Source organism: Xylanibacter rodentium (assembly GCF_013166575.1).
Taxonomy (GTDB): Bacteria; Bacteroidota; Bacteroidia; order Bacteroidales; family Bacteroidaceae; genus Prevotella; species Prevotella rodentium.
Genome location: NZ_JABKKE010000022.1, coordinates 1 through 18,630, shown reverse-complemented (window position 1 = coordinate 18,630; position 18,630 = coordinate 1). Strand labels below are relative to the sequence as shown.

At 43.4% G+C, this 18,630-nt stretch carries 15 protein-coding genes and 1 tRNA gene; all 16 read left to right on the top strand.

Features of this window, described 5'->3' with window-relative positions; translation table 11 throughout:
• Positions 1 to 19 precede the first annotated feature (19 nt).
• The 16 genes from HPS55_RS11595 (at position 20) to HPS55_RS11520 (ending at position 18,333) form a co-directional block, all read left to right on the top strand.
• The gene (locus HPS55_RS11595) at positions 20 to 1,354 is read left to right on the top strand and encodes a peptidylprolyl isomerase (protein WP_253945884.1); all 1,335 of its coding nucleotides are present in this window, start codon (positions 20 to 22) and stop codon (positions 1,352 to 1,354) included.
• Positions 1,351 to 3,141 carry an OstA-like protein gene (locus HPS55_RS11590; protein ID WP_172178330.1) on the top strand — a complete coding sequence of 597 codons (1,791 nt, stop codon included), beginning with the start codon at positions 1,351 to 1,353 and terminating at the stop codon, positions 3,139 to 3,141. Before HPS55_RS11595 ends, HPS55_RS11590 begins: the two co-directional genes overlap by 4 nt.
• Before the next feature lie 28 nt (positions 3,142 to 3,169).
• The gene (locus tag HPS55_RS11585) at positions 3,170 to 3,418 is read left to right on the top strand and encodes a hypothetical protein (RefSeq protein WP_253945882.1); all 249 of its coding nucleotides are present in this window, start codon (positions 3,170 to 3,172) and stop codon (positions 3,416 to 3,418) included.
• 18 nt (positions 3,419 to 3,436) lie between these two features.
• The gene (mutL, locus tag HPS55_RS11580) at positions 3,437 to 5,428 is read left to right on the top strand and encodes a DNA mismatch repair endonuclease MutL (RefSeq protein ID WP_172178326.1); all 1,992 of its coding nucleotides are present in this window, start codon (positions 3,437 to 3,439) and stop codon (positions 5,426 to 5,428) included.
• 676 nt (positions 5,429 to 6,104) lie between these two features.
• A complete protein-coding gene (locus HPS55_RS11575) occupies positions 6,105 to 7,283 on the top strand; it encodes an OmpA family protein (RefSeq protein WP_172178324.1) in 1,179 nt (392 codons plus the stop codon).
• A 332-nt stretch (positions 7,284 to 7,615) separates the two neighbouring features.
• Entirely contained in the window at positions 7,616 to 8,278 is a 663-nt protein-coding gene (locus HPS55_RS11570) for a YjbH domain-containing protein (RefSeq protein WP_172178322.1), read from the top strand.
• Between the two features lie 6 nt (positions 8,279 to 8,284).
• Positions 8,285 to 9,490, top strand: a complete 1,206-nt coding sequence (locus tag HPS55_RS11565; protein ID WP_172178320.1) for a YjbH domain-containing protein — start codon at positions 8,285 to 8,287, stop codon at positions 9,488 to 9,490.
• 48 nt (positions 9,491 to 9,538) lie between these two features.
• Positions 9,539 to 10,651: a hypothetical protein gene (locus tag HPS55_RS11560; protein WP_172324973.1), complete on the top strand. Its 1,113-nt coding sequence runs from the start codon at positions 9,539 to 9,541 to the stop codon at positions 10,649 to 10,651.
• A gap of 305 nt (positions 10,652 to 10,956) precedes the next feature.
• A tRNA-Val gene (locus tag HPS55_RS11555) sits at positions 10,957 to 11,031 on the top strand.
• Between the two features lie 150 nt (positions 11,032 to 11,181).
• Positions 11,182 to 11,946 carry a response regulator transcription factor gene (locus HPS55_RS11550; RefSeq protein ID WP_172178316.1) on the top strand — a complete coding sequence of 255 codons (765 nt, stop codon included), beginning with the start codon at positions 11,182 to 11,184 and terminating at the stop codon, positions 11,944 to 11,946.
• 165 nt (positions 11,947 to 12,111) lie between these two features.
• Positions 12,112 to 12,885: a DUF1349 domain-containing protein gene (locus HPS55_RS11545; protein WP_253945881.1), complete on the top strand. Its 774-nt coding sequence runs from the start codon at positions 12,112 to 12,114 to the stop codon at positions 12,883 to 12,885.
• Between the two features lie 160 nt (positions 12,886 to 13,045).
• A complete protein-coding gene (locus tag HPS55_RS11540; RefSeq protein ID WP_172178314.1) occupies positions 13,046 to 13,693 on the top strand; it encodes a DUF1349 domain-containing protein in 648 nt (215 codons plus the stop codon).
• A 78-nt stretch (positions 13,694 to 13,771) separates the two neighbouring features.
• On the top strand, positions 13,772 to 14,968 hold the full coding sequence (locus HPS55_RS11535; protein WP_172178312.1) for an MFS transporter: 1,197 nt from the start codon (positions 13,772 to 13,774) through the stop codon (positions 14,966 to 14,968).
• A gap of 537 nt (positions 14,969 to 15,505) precedes the next feature.
• Positions 15,506 to 16,687 (top strand): AAA family ATPase, encoded by a 1,182-nt coding sequence (locus HPS55_RS11530; protein ID WP_172178310.1) that lies wholly within the window; start codon positions 15,506 to 15,508, stop codon positions 16,685 to 16,687.
• An 11-nt stretch (positions 16,688 to 16,698) separates the two neighbouring features.
• Complete coding sequence (locus HPS55_RS11525) at positions 16,699 to 17,280, top strand: RloB family protein (RefSeq protein ID WP_172178308.1); 582 nt, start codon at positions 16,699 to 16,701, stop codon at positions 17,278 to 17,280.
• Positions 17,281 to 17,295: 15 nt separating this feature from the next.
• Entirely contained in the window at positions 17,296 to 18,333 is a 1,038-nt protein-coding gene (locus tag HPS55_RS11520; RefSeq protein ID WP_172178306.1) for an SIR2 family protein, read from the top strand.
• Positions 18,334 to 18,630 lie beyond the last annotated feature (297 nt).

Genomic DNA, 18,630 nt, shown 5'->3' with positions numbered 1-18,630 from the left:
GACGGCATTCACAAATCTCATGGCCACGGGACTGCCGGTCGACAGCATTGCTGTGGAAGGCGGAAAGAGTGTAGTGGACGAAGTGATATGGGTGGTAGGAGACGAAGCTATATTGAAGTCGGACGTGGAGGCAATGAGAAAGCAGGCGGAAGAAGAGGGGACGCGCTGGAAGGGTGATCCCGATTGTGCTATTCCCGAACAGTTGGCCGTTCAGAAACTGTATTTGCATCAGGCTGCGATAGACAGTATCGAAGTGACTGATGCGGAGATCTCGGCTGACGTGGAGCAGTATCTTGACTATTGGACCAATCTGGCAGGCTCCCGTGAGAAACTGGAGGAATACAAGAAAGCTACTATCAGCCAGTTGCGCAATGAGTTGCGTGACGCTCTGCGCGACCGGAAGACAATGCAGAAGATGCGGGAACAGCTGGTGAAGGACATTACGGTGTCGCCGGCCGAGGTGCGCCGCTATTTCAAGGATCTGCCTGCCGACAGCATTCCCTTTGTCCCGACAGAGGTAGAGGTGCAGATACTCACGCAGATGCCGAGGATAGAGCCTGAGGAAATAAACCGTGTGAAAGACGAACTGCGTGAATATACAGACCGTGTGAACAAGGGCGAGGCTTCGTTTGCCACGCTTGCCCGATTGTATTCGGAAGATCCCGGTACGGCACGCCGTGGCGGTGAATTGGACTATACCGGCCGCGGTATGCTTGATCCGGCCTTTGCAGCAGTGGCTTTCAACCTTACAGATCCGAAGACGGTGTCGAAGATTGTCGAGTCGGAGTTCGGTTATCACATAATACAGTTGATAGACAAGCGTGGTGACAAGGTTAAGGTGCGCCACATTCTGCGCAAGCCTCAAGTGTCGTCTGATGCCATGACAAAGGCAATGGAGCGTCTTGACTCGATCCGTACCGACATTGTAGACGGTAAGTTTACGTTTGAGGCCGGTGCTTCGGTCATATCCGACGACAAGGACACGCGCAACAATTATGGTCTGATGGCCAATGTGATGGATGGAGCACGGACGTCAAAATTCAGAATGCAGGATTTGCCTTCGGAGGTGGCGCGAGCCGTCGAAAAAATGGAGATAGGCGATGTGTCGGCTCCGTTTGAGATGATAGACGGCAAGGGAAAGACTGTGTGTGCGATAGTGAAGTTGAAAAACCGGGTTAACGGGCACAAGGCTACGATAACCGAGGATTTTCAGGTCATGAAGGATGTTGTGCTCAACAAGCGTAGGGAAGAAGTTCTGCACGAGTGGGTGGTCGACAAGATAAAGTCTACATATGTGCGTATCAACGACAAGTACAAGAACTGCGATTTTGAATATCAAGGTTGGATCAGATGATATTGAAAATAATGACAAATTATTTGTTCTGCGGGCATAGAGTCATTCTTGTAGTGATTCTGTGCCTGTTTGGACTATGTACGGTCTGGTCTGGGCAGCCGGTTAGGAAAAAGCGCACCGGCCCCCCCCCCGCACCCAAATATGAAGACAACAGGGTTTATCTGCTGCATTCGGACGAATTGAGCTACAACAAGTATATCAACCCTGACGCACAGATTCTGAACGGAAACGTGTCATTCCGTCATCAGGGAGCCATACTATATTGTGACAGTGCCCATTTTTACGAGAATACAAACTCGTTCGAGGCTTTCAACAATGTGAAGATGTATCAAGGGGACACTCTGTCACTCTTCAGTGACTATGCTTACTATGACGGCAACGAGCAGATGTGTCAGGCACGTTACAATGTGGTGTTGAAAAACCGGGAGTCTACGCTCTATACGGATAGTCTTAATTTTGACAGGCTATATGGCATAGGCTATTTCTTCGAGGGGGGGAAACTCGTGGACAACGGCAGTGTTCTTACATCCGACTGGGGAGAATATAATACAGGTACGAAGATGGCATTGTTCAACTATAGTGTGAAGTTGCGCGGTAAGGACTATGTGCTTACGTCTGATACTCTTTATTACGACATGAACATTTCAAGGGCTCATGTGCTTGGCCCGTCGGAGGTGGTGTCGGGCAGCAGCCGTATATATACCGAGGACGGATATTACAACACGAAGAGCGAACAGGCCGAACTGTACGGGCGGTCGGTGGTGCGCGACGGAGGAAAGGTAATCATCGGGGACAGCGTGTATTACGACAAGGTGAACGGCACGAGCGAGGCTTTTGGAAATGTAGTGTATACAGATACGGTAAACCGTAACAGACTCACAGGTGATTATTGTTTCTATAATGAACAGACGGGTTACGGCATGTCGACCAAGCGGGCCGTGGCTATGGATTTCTCGCAGGCGGACACGTTGTATATGCACGCCGACACATTCAAGATTTATACGTTCAACATCAATACCGATTCCGTATACCGCAAGATTCATGCCTACAACAAGGTGCGGGCGTACCGTACCGACGTGCAGGCTGTGTGCGACTCAATGGTGTTCAACAGCCAGGACTCGTGTCTTACGATGTATCGCGACCCCATTGTATGGAATCTCAGCCAGCAGCTGCTTGGCGAGGTGATAAAGGTGTATATGCGTGATTCTACGATAGACCGTGCCCACGTTATAGGACAGGCGCTTTCTGTGGAGCAGATGCCTGACTCGGTACATTATAATCAGGTAGCGTCGAGAGAGATGTTTGCCTTTTTCAGAAACGGAGAGATATATGAGGCAGAGGCTGACGATAATGTGCTGATAGTGTATTATCCGGTCGACGAGAGCGACAGTATGCTTATAGGACTTAATTATACGGAGACCAGCAAACTGAGGATGTTTCTTGAGAACCGTAAGATGAAGCGTATCTGGATGCCAAAGGCCGAGGGAACTCTGTATCCTATGTCGCAGATTCCTCCCGAAAGGAAATTTCTGCCGAACTATGCGTGGTTTGATTATATTCGTCCGATTGACAAGAATGATATATTCAACTGGCGCGGAAAGAAAGCCGGCACGGAACTGAAAGAGGAAAAACGCCGTGAGGCACCGCTGAGGAGATTTGGGGACAATGGCAGTGCTGCGGATAAAGAGCCGGCCGGGGCAGGCACGGCTGTGTCAGAACCGGCGGAACAAGATGAAACTCCTGCAAACAAATCCGAACAGACCGCTGCCGATGGGGATATTCTGTAACAGACGTCCAAGGGGGTATCATCATGTGATGATATATTCTGATGAACGTAAGGAAAGGTTGAAGGCCCTGGAGGAGCGTGCCATGCGTGAACTCGGTATGTCTCGGCCGGATGTTGCGGACAGGGACAGGCTGCGTGGTGTGTTTGCCGGAAGCACCGGACATTTGCGTCGCATCAAGGAGCGTGAAGGCCGGAAGAACAACATTGTTCTTATTGTTCTTATAGCGGCTATGTTGCTGTTGATGCATTGGCTGATTACGGGGGATTTGTTTATGTGAAATAAAAAAGATTCGACAATGAGTGATGTTATACAACTGCTGCCGGATTCGGTGGCCAATCAGATTGCTGCCGGTGAAGTGATACAGCGTCCGGCATCGGTCGTTAAGGAACTTGTGGAGAATGCCATTGATGCCGGTGCACATACTATCCGCGTGCTTGTGGTGGATGCCGGGCGTACATCTATTCAGGTTATAGACGACGGCAAAGGCATGTCGGAGACCGACGCGCGCCTGGCTTTTGAGCGTCATGCCACGTCGAAGATACGCAAGGCCGACGATTTGTTCGCCCTGCATACCATGGGATTTCGCGGCGAGGCTCTTGCTTCTATTGCAGCGGTGGCTCAGGTAGAGTTGAAGACAAGGATGGAGAGTGACGAGGTAGGTACGCATATATCCATCTCGGGATCGAAGGTGACAGGGCAGGAGCCGGTATCATGTGCTGTAGGGTGTAATTTTCTTGTGGAGAATATCTTTTTTAATGTGCCCGCACGCCGTAAGTTTCTAAAAACCAACGCTACGGAGCTCAACAACATCATGACGGCCTTTGAACGTATCGTATTGGTATATCCTGAAATCAGCTTCTCTCTGCACAGTAACGGAAATGAGGTGCTCAACCTGCGTGCCGGCAGTCTGCGTCAGAGAATCATAGACGTCTTCGGCAAACGTTTCGGGCATAGCATATTACCCGTAGGTGTGGACACGGCAATATGCCGTATCAGCGGATATGTGGGTAAACCGGAATCTGCCCGCAAGAAGGGTGCCCACGAGTATTTCTTTGTAAATGGCAGATATATGAAGCATGCCTATTTTCACAAGGCTGTGATGAACGCTTTTGACCGTCTGACTCCTGCCGGTACGCAAGTGCCGTATTTTATTTATCTTGACGTTGATCCTGCCGATATCGACGTAAATATACATCCCACAAAGACGGAAATCAAATTTGAGAACGAGCAGGCCGTATGGCAGATTATCACTGCTGCAGTGAAGGATTCTATAGGAAAATTCTGCGAAGTGCCGTCGATTGATTTTGATACGGAAGGCAAACCGGAGATTCCTGTATATGACCCGACAAAGGACGTCGAACCGCCGTCTCCGGAATACAATTCGTCTTACAATCCTTTTCAGACACGTGTTTCCGTACGGGGAGAGTCGTCTAAGAGTTGGAACGACGATATGTACGAAAGACTCAGTAAGGAACCGCCAAAGGATATAGACTTGTTTGGGGCAGAGGCTGTCGGCAGTAGATATTCCGGTCTGGAAAACGAATCGGAAGGGATGAATTCCGATGACGGAAATGTCATCTTCGGCGGATTGTATACAGGCGATGACGGTAACGGTGAACCTTTGACTGATGTAGGATATGACGAGTTGCCGGCCGGTATGCCGACAGAACCGTTACAATATGGTTTGCCGGCCGATAAATACGCCAATGATTTGATAGCTGAGAAATCGCCGGTTCATTATCAGTATAAGGGACGTTTCATCATGACAGCCGTGAAGTCGGGATTGATGATTATAGACCAGCAACGTGCAGATATGCGTATACGTTACGAACGCTGTCTGGCCAGAATGGAGTCGTGTGCGTCAAGCACCCAAAGGGTCTTGTTTCCAGAAGTGGTGCAGTTCTCGCCGTCGGAAAGGATTGTACTTGATAAGATTATTCCGGAACTTGCCAATATCGGATTTGAACTTACCGACCTTGGAGGCAACAGTTATGCCGTCAACGGCATTCCTACCGGTATAGAGGGATTGGACTACGTGGCGTTGCTTCATAATATGGTTAGTGATGCGGTGGACAGCGGAAGCACTTCACTTGAAGAGATAAACAAGTCGCTGGCTTTGTGCATTGCACGCACTGCGGCTATTCCGCATGGACAGGTGCTCGGCAATGTGGAGATGGAGAGCATTGTCAACGAATTGTTTGCATGCTCGAATGTTAATTATACCCCTGATGGCAAATCTATCATATGTATACTCCCTCAGCGTGATATTGAGAAGCTTTTAGGGTAGTTTTTAGGGCTTTATGGGGATAAGGTGTCGCAAGTTTTTAGAGTTTCATATGGTTTGCTTGGAAATAAAAAGAAGTTAGTCAATAAAATTAAACTATATCATCCTCTGGACAGAACGTACCCTGACAGAAAGCTCCCTGACAGAACGCGCCCCAACGGGGCAACAAGCACATAGCCCGGGGCAGAGCGCAGCGGCACCCCGGGAATCGACATCGACAATCCCTGCGCCCTGCAAGGGCAAAAGCATAAAAACATATGGGATATGAAAAATGTAATTATCTGATAATTAATGCTTTTGCCCTTTCAAGACGAATAGGATAATTGAACATGATACCCGGGGTGCCGCTGCGCTCAGCCCCGGGTTATGTGCTTGCTGCCTTTTCAAGGCGCATCCATCCTATATCCGGACTATTATGTAGTTTAATTTTGTTGACCAACTTATATATTATTTCAAGACATGAACACCGGAATCCTTTGTGTTGGTGTCGTCTTTAACATTCTAAATTGTCGAATGATATTCAAAAAAAATATGCACATATTATATAAAATGGTCTTTTATGATTTTTTATTGTGACTTAAAATGATTTTCCTTGTTATTTAATTGGTTATTCAAAAATAATTATTTACTTTTGCACAACCAAAAGTGCATATTGTTTAATGTATAATTTAGTATAGGTATGAAAAAGTTATTAATGGGGCTGGCTTTTGCCGGCATTTCTGTGGCTTCAATGGCTCAGAACACTGAGACTGCTGTACCGGAAATGAAGTATAGCGTTGCTACAAATTCATTCTGGAGCAATTGGTTTGTTCAGGCAAACGTAGTAGGTACTGCTTTCTATAGCAATCAGGAGCGTGGTTGGGATCTTGACAAGAGTCCGTTCAAAGGTTTCCGCAACAATCTCGGTTTTTCTGTAGCTCTCGGTAAGTGGTTTACTCCCGGACTCGGTCTCCGTACGAAGTTCAATGGTGTATGGGGTCGTACTGTAATGGCTGAAAAAGAGGGTGTTGCAGTCGATAAAGAGGATAACGGCAACAAGTATTGGACATTGAGCGAGCAGGCTCTTTTCAATCTGAGCAACATGCTCTATGGATACAATGAGAAGCGTGTTTGGAACTTCATTCCTTACATAGGTGCCGGTGTGGGCCGTAATATGAGTGGAAATACTTATGCCATGGGTCTGAATGGTGGTATCCTCAACACATTCCGTCTTAGCGATCGTTTTGCTGTTAACCTTGACGTGAACTACGGTGTTTGGGAGACAAGCATGGACGGCGTTAACAACGGTGCCAAGGGTGAGAACAAGAAGGGACTTGCCAGCCGTGACCAGATGTTCAATGTCGAGGTAGGTTTGACTTACAACATCGGTAAGACACGTTTCAGCAAGACTCCTGATGTAGAGGCATTGAAAGCTCTGTCACAGAGCCAGATTGACGCCCTTAACGCACAGCTTGCAGATTCTCAGGCTGAAAATGCCAAGTTGAAGGATATGCTGGCTAATCAGAAACCGACAGAAGTTACTAAGGTCGTTAAGGAAATTGCAGCTGCTCCGGTATCTGTATTCTTCAACATAGGTAAGTCTAAGATTGCTTCAAGAAAGGATCTTCAGAATGTTAAGGATCTCGTTGAACTTGCCAAGGACAACAACTCTAAGATTGTTGTTACAGGTTATGCCGATAGCAGAACCGGTAGTGCTGCATTCAACCAGAAACTCAGCAAGAAGCGTGCTGAGACCGTTGCTGATGAATTGGTTAAGATGGGTGTGAACCGCGATAACATTGAGATTGTTGCTGCAGGTGGTGTTAACACCTTGTCACCGATTTCTTACAACCGCCGTGCTACTGTTGTTGTGAAGTAATATTGTATACATATAAAAATAAAAATAATTTTGACCGGTGCGGATGTTGTCCGTACCGGTCTTTTTCTTACGCATTGTCCAAATTGTTTGTAAAATATAGCTAATTGCGGATATTTTTTTGAAAGGATAAAAAAAGACAATGTCTAATGGAATATATTCGGATTTAATTGTGTAATTTTGCAACGGCAATATGAATTAAGTAGGAGTAAGATATTTTGATGTCTGCTCCGTTTGTAATGAGAAATTACATGTTGAAAGAGGTTATGACAAAATTTGTCCGTAACCGGTGGTTTATTGTTTTGTGGACTGTTTGGGTATTTCAATTACCCGTAATGTCTCAGCAGTTGATAGGAACACAAGGACTAATGAACATACCGTCTGCGGAAATGAATCCGGAAGGAACTTTTGAAGGAGGGATGAATCTTCTTCAGAAGAGGATGATGGTAGACGTATATGACTACTATACCGGACTTTATTATATAAATTTTACACCTTTTTCTTTTGTCGAACTAACTTTTCGTGAGACATTGCGGAAAACAAGAAAAAGTGCCACCAACCCCAAAATGGGATATTACCAACAAGACCGTTCTACAACACTTCGTTTGCGGCCTGTGAGAGAGAAGGATGGTAAATGGTGGCCGAGTGTTGTGGTAGGAGTAAATGATATATATTCCGATCACGGCAACAGTGAATATGCTGCAGTATACGGAGTGATTACCAAGAATGTCCGTTTGGGCGGCATGGTGAACGTAGGAGCAACGTTGGGTTATGCACATCCTATAGATGACGGTGTTACGTATGATGGAGTCTTTGGAGGCATTTCTGTCTCGCCGATATCTTTTGACAATCTGAAGATAATGGCAGAATACGATACCAGAGGAATCAATGTCGGGGCATCGGTCGTGCTTTTCCGACATCTTAGAGCAATGTGTCTTACACGCGATTTTGAGGGAGTGTGTGGAGGTCTCAGCTATCTTTATACAATTAAATATTGACATTATATGAAGATGAAGAGATATTGCATATTGGTTCTTTTGCTGTTGAAGACATTTCTCTGCATGGCCAAGTCGGATGTTGACATCATGTCGCGACTTGTGGACATGGGATTTGAGAATGTAAGGGTAGGCGTGGAAGACAATGTGGTCTATGCCGCTTTTGAAGATCCTGTTTACCGTGGAACATATCGCGGGTTTGGCATCATGCTCGAACAGTTGTCGCAATATTATCTCGATGCGGAGAGATTTGAAATAGTGGTACTCGATTCAAAAGTGCCTAAGGTATGTGTACATGCAAGCCATGTAGATTCAAGGTGGTCTTTGGAGGCTGACTATGAGGTGGAGAATGCAATGGCTATCCTTGACAATACGGATGAAAACGGCAATTCGTTTGGTAAAATAGATGTGACCTTCCACCCTAAGGTGTCCATTGACAACCATCGTTTTGATGTGCTATACGAATATGCGGTAGCCATAGCACCGTCGATAGAAACGACCTTATGGCGTGGTAGCAGGATAACGGTCCAACCGGTGATACCGCTGATAGGCGGTAATCTGCGGAAGGACAACACGTTGAGATATTGCCGTATCGGTATAGCCGATATTGAGCAGGAATTTATGAAAGGAGGACGCTGGAGTCTGAAGGCTGCGGCTGGAATCCTATACTCTAACTTCATGGGAGCGAATGTCGAGGCCGGTCGTCAACTGACAGACGCATTGGGACTGAAACTTAAGGTGGGATACTTGGGCGAGGCTTATGTGGACAACAAAGGCTATCATTTCGTCAAGCCTGACAAACTCACGTTTTTGGCAAAAGCTGATTATTATGAGAGATTCTCTCGCTTGCAAGTACAGCTTACGGCCGGCAGGTTCGTTTATGGTGACTATGGAGGACGGATGGACGTGACACGTCATTTCGGTGACTATGCAATAGGTGTATATGGTGTTCTGACAGATGGAGAGCACAATGCCGGATTCCATTTTGCAATTCCGATGATGGGCAAACGGCAGAAGCGCAACGGGAGAATACGTTTGAGGATGCCGGAATATTTCAATTGGGAATACAGTATGGTTTCGAACTACAGGTATGCCAATGAAAATATGGGGCGTGAATATACTGTCCGCGCAGACGAAAACCGTTCGGCACGATATTTTCAGGCCGAATACATAGAGCAGAATCTGCAGCGATACCTGAATGGTATATCAAGATGACTGAATATAAAGAATTCTTAGTATTAATTTTTAAAATAAAAAAAGGTTATGAAAAAAATCAAGTTCCTTTTAGGAATCCTTACGATTGCAGCAAGCACAAGTTTGCTCAGTTCTTGTTTTAGTGATCCTACTTTCGACGAGAAACCGGAAGTAACTCTTCCTTCTGCTGAGACTACTTACACAATTACAGTGAAGACGAACCCTGCTGATGCAAAACTGACTTACAACGGTAAGCCTGTTGACAAGACATTCACTACAAAAGAGAATGGTGAACTTGTTGTTTCTGCTGATGATAGTTATGTAGCACAGACAATCAACGTTGTTCTTGGTGAAAACAAGAACATTGTACTTGATGTTACTCTGATTAAGAAACCTACTTCCAATACTTCTGTTGCTGATGCAGAAGCCAGTACAAGCGAAACAGAAGTAAACGGTAACAATAACTCTTCGATTGTTATCCCTGCAGGTATAACCCAAACAAACGAAAGTGTATCGGATGATGCTAAATTTGGTATCGGTGTGTATAATGTAGTTGCCGTTACTGAAGAGCCTAAAGTTACAGAGGATAAGGTAGAAAACGACAAGCCTCACGATGTGCTTGTTGCTGTCTGCGAGCCCGATGGTGCCAGATTTGACGAGCCTGTTACAATATCTGTTGCAGCTCAGAATGCTGAAGGTTTGAGTTTCGAGTGTACTAACGATAAAGAAGGCGATCCTGCTAAGAGCATTAGTGTCGGACAAAATACACTTTCGGCTAAGGTTGATCACTTCTCAAACTGGACATTCTCGCTGATGGCTCGTGTAATCAAGATTGAAGAGCAGGAAGAAGTTCTTTTTGATGGAGATATTCTGATACATGCAGGCAGCAATGCTTTCAATTATACGGCAAAGGCAGGTGTATCTTCAAACCGTAATGGTATTGCAGAGACATTCTTGATAAGTCAGTTCGGTTCAAAACTTACGAATGTAGCCAAGACAGGAACTCTTTCTTCTACTGGCGAGGGCTCGGCTCGTATCCGTGTCATCCAGACCAAGAAAATTATAACATACAAGTCAGGCAATACACAGTTTACAGCAACTGTTTACGGTGCCATTAGGGTGGATGTTCTTAACGTTACTTACGATACTACAGGACACTCCGGAGGTATTGGCACTAACTAATAATAGGATATCGGTATTCTATTAAAACAGAATGTAGAATTGACATAACGGAGACTGTGTCGTGATGATCTCACAATGCAGTCTCTTTTTTTATTTATGTTATTGTTTTTTTATTTTTAGGAGATACGGAAATGCTTTTTAGGATAATCTTCATCTTTAAGATGTATATTGTATGTAAGATACGATTCAAAATCGGTTATTTGAGTTGTTTTTGAATTATTTTTTATCATTCGGTAAAATAATGAATAAAAAAGTTTGCGGTTACAAAAAAAAGCACTACCTTTGCAATCGCTTACAAGAAGTAAGGGCGCTTAGCTCAGCTGGTTTAGAGCATCTGCCTTACAAGCAGAGGGTCGGCGGTTCGAATCCGTCAGCGCCCACAAAGGGAAAAGGTTAATCCTGCAATCCAAGATTTTGGAGGCAGGATTTTTTTGTTTGAAGTGTTTTTTATGGAGAGGGATGGGATGTTCCGCAATCCAGGTCAAATGGCACAACCCAGCAATGGTGAATAACAACTAATTCAATTCACAATGAAGCAAGAACATGAACTAAAATCGCTTTTGACTGAACAACAGTTTGAGTCCTCGGATAATAGAGACATTTTACTTGCTAAAGCAAAAGCATGTGCTAATGGTTATGCGCTTGCAACAGAAGGTATAGCAGTTGTGTCTGATTTTCAGAACAACGAATGCCATATTTTCTCTGGGAAATTCGGTCAAACTATAATGAATCTCCCTGAATATATGGTAAACCGTAATTCAGCTTTTGAGGACATAGTATTCAGTCATGCAAAAGAAGACGAACTTATTGAACGTCATGTGCTGGAACTTCGTTTCTTTAACTTCATAAAAGAACTTTCAGTAAAAGAAAAGACAAATTTTTCAGCTTCATGCATCCTCAGTTTTTATCGGACCGGAGGCAATGAAAAAGTCAAAATACTCCATACAACGAGATATTTTGGCTGTAGTGCCAACGGAAGTGTTTTACTCGGTCTATGCACTTACATTCCATACCCCGTTTCTCATAACCGGCAAGACGGAATCATTGTCAATCTATTGACAGGAGAGACGGTTGGACGAGACATATACGAAGTGAGTGACCATAAAATTCTTAGCCGCCGACAACTCGAAATTGTGTCCTTGATGGCAAAAGGAGTGCCAAGTAAACAGATCGCTGATAAATTAAACATCTCAATTTATACTGTCAATCGTCATCGTCAGGATATTTTGGCGGCATTAAAAGTAGCAAATACTGCAGCGGCAGTAGAAATTGCATTAAGAATGAACCTTATTTAATAGGTTTGTCCACTTAATTATTGGTTAAAAAACAAGTGTTGCACCAGTTATTATTGGTTAGTAATTATATTTAACTGATGCGAAAATTGGTTAGAAATCAGTATTGCGCACATCCTGCATTCTATTTAATTTTGCAACCACAAACAATTTACAAGGAAGTTGCAAATGAATAATAATCAAATCAATATCACAATGAAAAAAATGGTATTTATCGCAGTCATTGCAAGTCTTGCAATGACTGGATGCACTCAGAAAGAATCCGGGAAAAAGACAGGCTGTTTGGGCGAAAAAGTTATGGCGGAAACCGTTGAACTCGCTCCATGTGACATCAATGTAGGCGGAATCCGTTTTACAAAGTCTAAAAACGGCGCAGAGAAAAGCATTACACTCGCGGGCGACACCATCAAGTTTGTAGCCGGTCCACAAACTGATTATTTCCGTTCACCGGACGGAAGCGTCGTTAATAGTTCTGCGGTCGTTTTCACAGAGATTGACAATACCAGGCCTTTCACTTTTACGGCTAAAGTACAGCCGGACTTCACTGAAACCGGAACATATTCGGCTGGTGTGTTATACGCATACGAGAATGACACTCATTGTCAAAAACTATGTTTCGAGCAGGACGAATATGGTGACCATCGGGTAGTGTCAGTTCGCACAATAGGTACCTCTGATGACAATAATCATCAGGCAATTGTCGGTCCGTATGTTTATATGAGATTATCCTCCGATGGCACCACTCTTGGCAGTTATTTTTCAGAAGATGGGAAAATATGGCATATGGCTCGCCTCTACAAGAATGATTTTCCTGAGAAGTTGCTTCTTGGTCTGAGTTCCCAAAGTCCTAAAGACGATGAACACACCTGCTGTTTCACGGAAGTATCGCTTAAGCAAGAGGCTGTCCCCGATTTTCGCATAGGCAAACTAAACAAGGAATAAGATTTTTATATTACACTATAATCAGACTTTATAAACAGGTTTAATATCTCAACAAATGAACAGAAATCAAATTTTCATAGCATTGTCACTACTTGCATGCACCCTGTTATCATGTCAAAATGGGCAGAGACAACAATCAGCAACAACAAACAAATCGAATATGGAAAAAGAAGACACAATCTTAAAGCCATTTGTGGCGGAAAACTTGTTTTGGATTCGTCAACCAAAACAATATACAATCACGGACTCTTTGATTACAATCGTTTCAGAGCCTCACACCGACCTATGGCAGCGCACCTATTATGGGTTCAGCAATGACAATGCTCCGGTGCTGCAAATGAAAACTTCTAACAAGTTCTTTTCTTTCACCGTAAAGACATCGTTCAACAGTTCTGCCTTGTTTGACCAGTGCGGTATTGCAATCTATCTTGACAGTGATAATTGGATGAAGGCGTCAATTGAATACGAGAATGAGGAATATCAAAGACTGGGCAGTGTGGTGACAAACAACGGATATTCCGACTGGGCCACACATGACATTCCATCTTCCATAAGAGAAATGTGGTATCGTCTTAGCCGCCGGGGAAGTGACTATTATATAGAAACGAGCACTGACGGTATCGCTTTCCACCAGATGCGCACATTTCATTTAGACAAGGGTGATGGAGAAATTTCGTTCGGAATATATGCGGCAAGCCCGGTTGAGCATTCATTCACCGCACAGTTCTCTGAAATGGAAGTCGGAGAGTGCAAATGGAAGTCTTGGTCAGCAGAAGACACAGGTTTCAAACAGACCGCAAACCAATAAACTGCAATCCAATGAAAAGCGAGCAGGCAATCAATAAAATGATTGCCTGCTCAATATGATGTTTAAAATTAACTTGAGATGAATATACTTCACAGCCAACATAAGCATTTGCTTGTCGCTAATCGGGTCGCTTTTATGGTAATAGGGGTTCTTGAGGCTGCATGGGCACCGCTTGTACCATATGTCAAAAGCGCTTTTGCAATAGATGAGGGTTCTCTTGGATTGCTTATGCTGTGTAGTGGGTTTGGTTCTATTTGCGCTCTTCCGCTTTCCGGCTTTTTGGTAAATCGTTATGGCGCGAAGAAAGTTATTTATGTGTCTGGACTGCTGATGGCATTTGCATTATTAGCTATAAGCCTGCTTGTAAATGTATGGCTGACAGGCGTGATGCTTATGATTTTCGGAGGTTGCACCATAACCATTGATGTTGCGGCAAATGTGAATGGTATTGCCATAGAGCGTAAGACGGGCAGGTTTTTTATGTCAAGCTTTCATGGCGGCTACTCGTTGGGGACACTGATTGGTGCCGGAACAATGAGCGTACTGTTTACTTTGGGACTCATACCTAAATGGGCTGTCATCATTTGTATGGTGGTCACAATTATTGCGTTGGTATTAGGATGCAAGGATTTGTTACCGAAAGAGGAACTTGAGCCAGACACGCCTGTTGAGAAACCAAGGAAAGGTAAATTATATATTCCTCCTATGGTTGTCGTGGTTGGATTGTTGTGCCTTGTCATGTATGCTTCGGAGGGCGCTGTAATGGGCTGGTCGGCAATATTTGTTAGTCAAGAGCGTGGCATTGAAATGTCTATGGCCGGATTTTTTTATACAGCTTTTGCCATAACAATGACAATTATGAGACTTTGTGGAGACAAAATGGTAGATCGGTTGGGACAAAGAATTGTTGTGGTCGGGGGAGCTTTGCTTATTGCTATCGGTTTTATGACTGTAGTATTGGTTGATAGTGCCATTGCTGCTGTCGTTGGCTTTGCGATGGTCGGTTGCGGTGCCGCCAATGTTGTCCCTCAATTGGTTTCCTTTGCGGCACACATTAAAGGTATGGCTGTACATAACATTATCAGTTTTATTAATGCCTTCGGATATTCGGGGATACTCCTCGGTCCGGTAATAATTGGATTCGTTGGGAAACAATATGGTTTAAATATATCATTTATTGGAATTGCTGTTTTTGCTTTAATTGTCGCGATGGTCTCGTTTATGATATTAAGAGCAAAACATATTTCTCAACAAATGCCCGCTGAGCCGGAGTAATCAAGTGTGCAGTGCATAAAAAATTATCGGGTGACCTACAATGTGCGTCATTTTGCCGGATAGAGGCATTACAAAAATCGCTGAAACTATCTTAGTTTCAGCGATTTGCGGCATCTTGCCGTTTTTCTCTGTGATCCGCCTGGTATTTATGTCACAGGCGTATGCTATATGATTATCAAATACTTAGCTCTCCAAAAATCGTGATGCTCCCTTTTTGCGCACCCCGATATTTCAATGTTCTTCTTCGTTTACTATGTAAAGGTAGTAATAATTCACTGATTTTCGGCAATTAAGAGCGTTAAATAAGCCTTATTTATTGCCCCATTTTTCGCTAATCCTTGCTCCCTCACTAATTTGGTTGTGGATTTACGGAGTTTTTCGGCTCCCTTTTGCTTGCTAAATCAACTTATATTTTAATTTTAATTTCTCTTTTGGCTGCTTTTGCTCTTATTTTGGAATTAAAATTTGAAATATCGTCGTTTTGTTTTGGTGGTGTCGCATTTAATGGCTAACTTTGTCAAATTAAATCCACCTACGATGATACAAGAGTTGAAAATAAAAAACTTCAAGTCCTTCCGTGATGAGGTTGAACTAAGTTTCGAGCCTTCAGGAGATGACCGTTACAACAGCGTTGTAACGATGCCCGACGGGGTACAACTGCTCCGTTTTGCAGTTGTTTTCGGAGCCAATGCCAGCGGCAAGTCAAACCTTTTGGATGCTGTTGAGTTCCTTCGTGATTTTTGGAATAATATTCCGGCAACGAATGATGACGGCACGAATGTCCAGCCATTTCTTATGCGAAAGTCCGCGCTGTCGTATGACACGGAGTTTGAAATCAAGCTGTATGTGGATGGCATACGTTATTGGTATCAGCTTACGGTAAATCCCGAAAAAGTATGCCGGGAGGCATTGTTTGTCTATCTTACAAACCGCCCGACAAAGGTGTTTTGCCGTGAGGACGTGCAGGGGGTATCAAAGTTGATATTTAATCCAACTGTCGCCAAACTTTCGCCGGCGGAAGTAGATATTATGACAATGAACTGCCTGCGGAATATGTCGGTTCTTGCTGTATTGAAGAAAGTCAATATCGCCGTGCCTTATCTTGACAATATGCGCCGCTGGATTGACAACCGTATGCTGCCATTGCAGAGCGGTTCACTATCCTCATTGTCGCAGGGAGCTAAGAAGATGATTGCCGACAGCGAAGATTTCCGGGAAAACCTTATGCAGTTCGCACAGGAAGCTGATTTCAATATTTCCGACATCAAAATTCAGAAAATGGCGGCATTGTTCGGTCATACCGTAAAAAGCGAAGCCGGGAGCGAAAGCTATGTTTTGCCTGAGAACTGTCAGAGTACAGGAACAAAACGTATGGTCGAACTTGAATCGCTTATATATACACAGTTGAAACGGCAAGCGTTTTTGTGCATTGATGAAATCGAGGCATCTATGCACCCAAATCTGATGGAATACATCCTCGCCAAATTCATAAATACCCCGGACAATCAATCGCAATTGCTTGTATCGACGCATTATGATCCGATATTGAAGGATATTGATGATTTGTTTGGCAAGGACTCCGTATGGTTTACCGAAAAGGGCAAAGACGGTAACACTACGCTGTTTTCTCTCGTTGATTTCAAAGGGCTTAACAAGTTGTCGTCAATCCATCGGGCATATATGAACGGTCAGTTTGGCGCATTACCGAATGTATTGTAAGAGGTAAAGTTATGGCACGAAGAATAAAGGAGCGTAAACTCAAAAATCCGACAATCACAATTATCGGAGAAGGGGCGACCGAGCGATACTATTTCACCCACCTCAAACGACTGCGTGGATATAACTATGTCTGCAAACCGCGAAATTTCACAGAACAGACTTTTGATGAAATGCAGAAGCAGATAGAACGAGTGCTTGCTGACAATGGAATTGCCGTATGTGTTTTTGATGCCGATGTTACCCGTACACGACCGGCAGAAAAAGCAAAGTTTGAGGATATGAGGCGTAAGTATGCTGACAATCCGGTGGTCATATTGTGTGACAGTATGCCGTCAATTGAGTTCTGGTTTCTTTTGCACTATCTGAACACCAACCGATATTTCGCAACATCGGATGATGTGATTGATGTCCTTCACCGATATATGCCCAATTTCAGTAAACACCAATCATTCCTTTCAAAAGAAGCATGGGTATCGGAATTGCTTGCAGATAATCGTCTTGATAAAGCAATAGCCAATGCTAATATAGTAGGTATGGAAGGAGAGTCATATAGCAGATTGCCGAAATTGTTTGAGATTGTAGATACTAAATAGATCGGTTGTACCGAAATGGAAGACAAAGCAGAAATTGAAAAGTACATACATGACTTTATCTTAAATCGTCCTCATGTGTTTATTTTGGGTGCGGGCGCGACTATTGCGGCAATTCCTAATGGAGATAGGAACGGGTTGAAATGCTCCGTTATGAATAATTTTCTTGAGGAATTGGATTTATCGCATATATTGTCTGGCGTAGAATTAAAAACTACAAGTACCAATTTGGAGGATATTTACTCGGAGTTGGATACTATGTCAGAATATTCATCGGTGAAGGATGAATTGGAAAATAAAATAATACAAAAGTTTTCCCAGTATGAATTGCCCGACCAACCTACTATATATGATTACTTGATTTTGTCATTAAGGTCAAAAGATTACATTTTTACGTTTAATTGGGATGACCTTCTAATTCAAGCATATAACAGAGTTTGTCATTTTACAAATGATTTACCGCAATTAGTGTTTTTGCATGGAAATATAGGAGTTGGTATATGTGGTGAATGTGGAGCGATACAGGCATATAGAAACTCACACTGTTATAAATGCGATAACAAATCACTACATCGCCCCAAACTTTTATTTCCAGTAAAAAAGAAAAATTACAATTTAGATCCATATATAAGCAACGCTTGGAATGGCTTTTTGGAAATAATTAAAAATGCCAGCATATTGACGGTATTTGGTTATAGTGCGCCAAAAACTGATGTTGAAGCCATAAAAGCCATGAAAACAGCATTTTCTTCTACGTTTAGGCGTTATGACCAAATTGAAATTATTGATGTAAAGCCTGAGTCAGAATTGCTTGATACGTGGGATGACTTCATTCAACCTACTAACTACCATGTAAAAACCTATAATAATTTATTTGATAGTTTTGTGGGGGAATTTCCGAGAAGAAGCATCGAGGGCTATTATAAACGACTATATAGCGGTTGGTGGGGACAATCAAGCCTAAGATTAAAGTCTTGCAATGCATTAGATGAACTTAAAGATTTGTTATCACCGCTGATACAGAACGAATATAAAAAGAATTTCAATGTTATCTGAAATTGGTTATGGTTGGTGATGCAATTTATTCCCATAAATTGCATCACCGTACAAAAAATTGAGTTTAAAACCGGAGCGAGGTACAATTTTTTGCGATTATAACGGTGATTTTTACAAAAAACTGAGTTTATAGCCGATTTTACACTGCGGAAACGGATAGAGGCGTGGCGGGTAGGGTGCCCATAATTTGTGGTTCATTTTTAGTATCAAAATAGCATTAAATTTAGCAATAACTGTATGATATTTAAATAATTGACTTTTTATATTGTATTTCAAAAATGAACGTTATATGAGCGG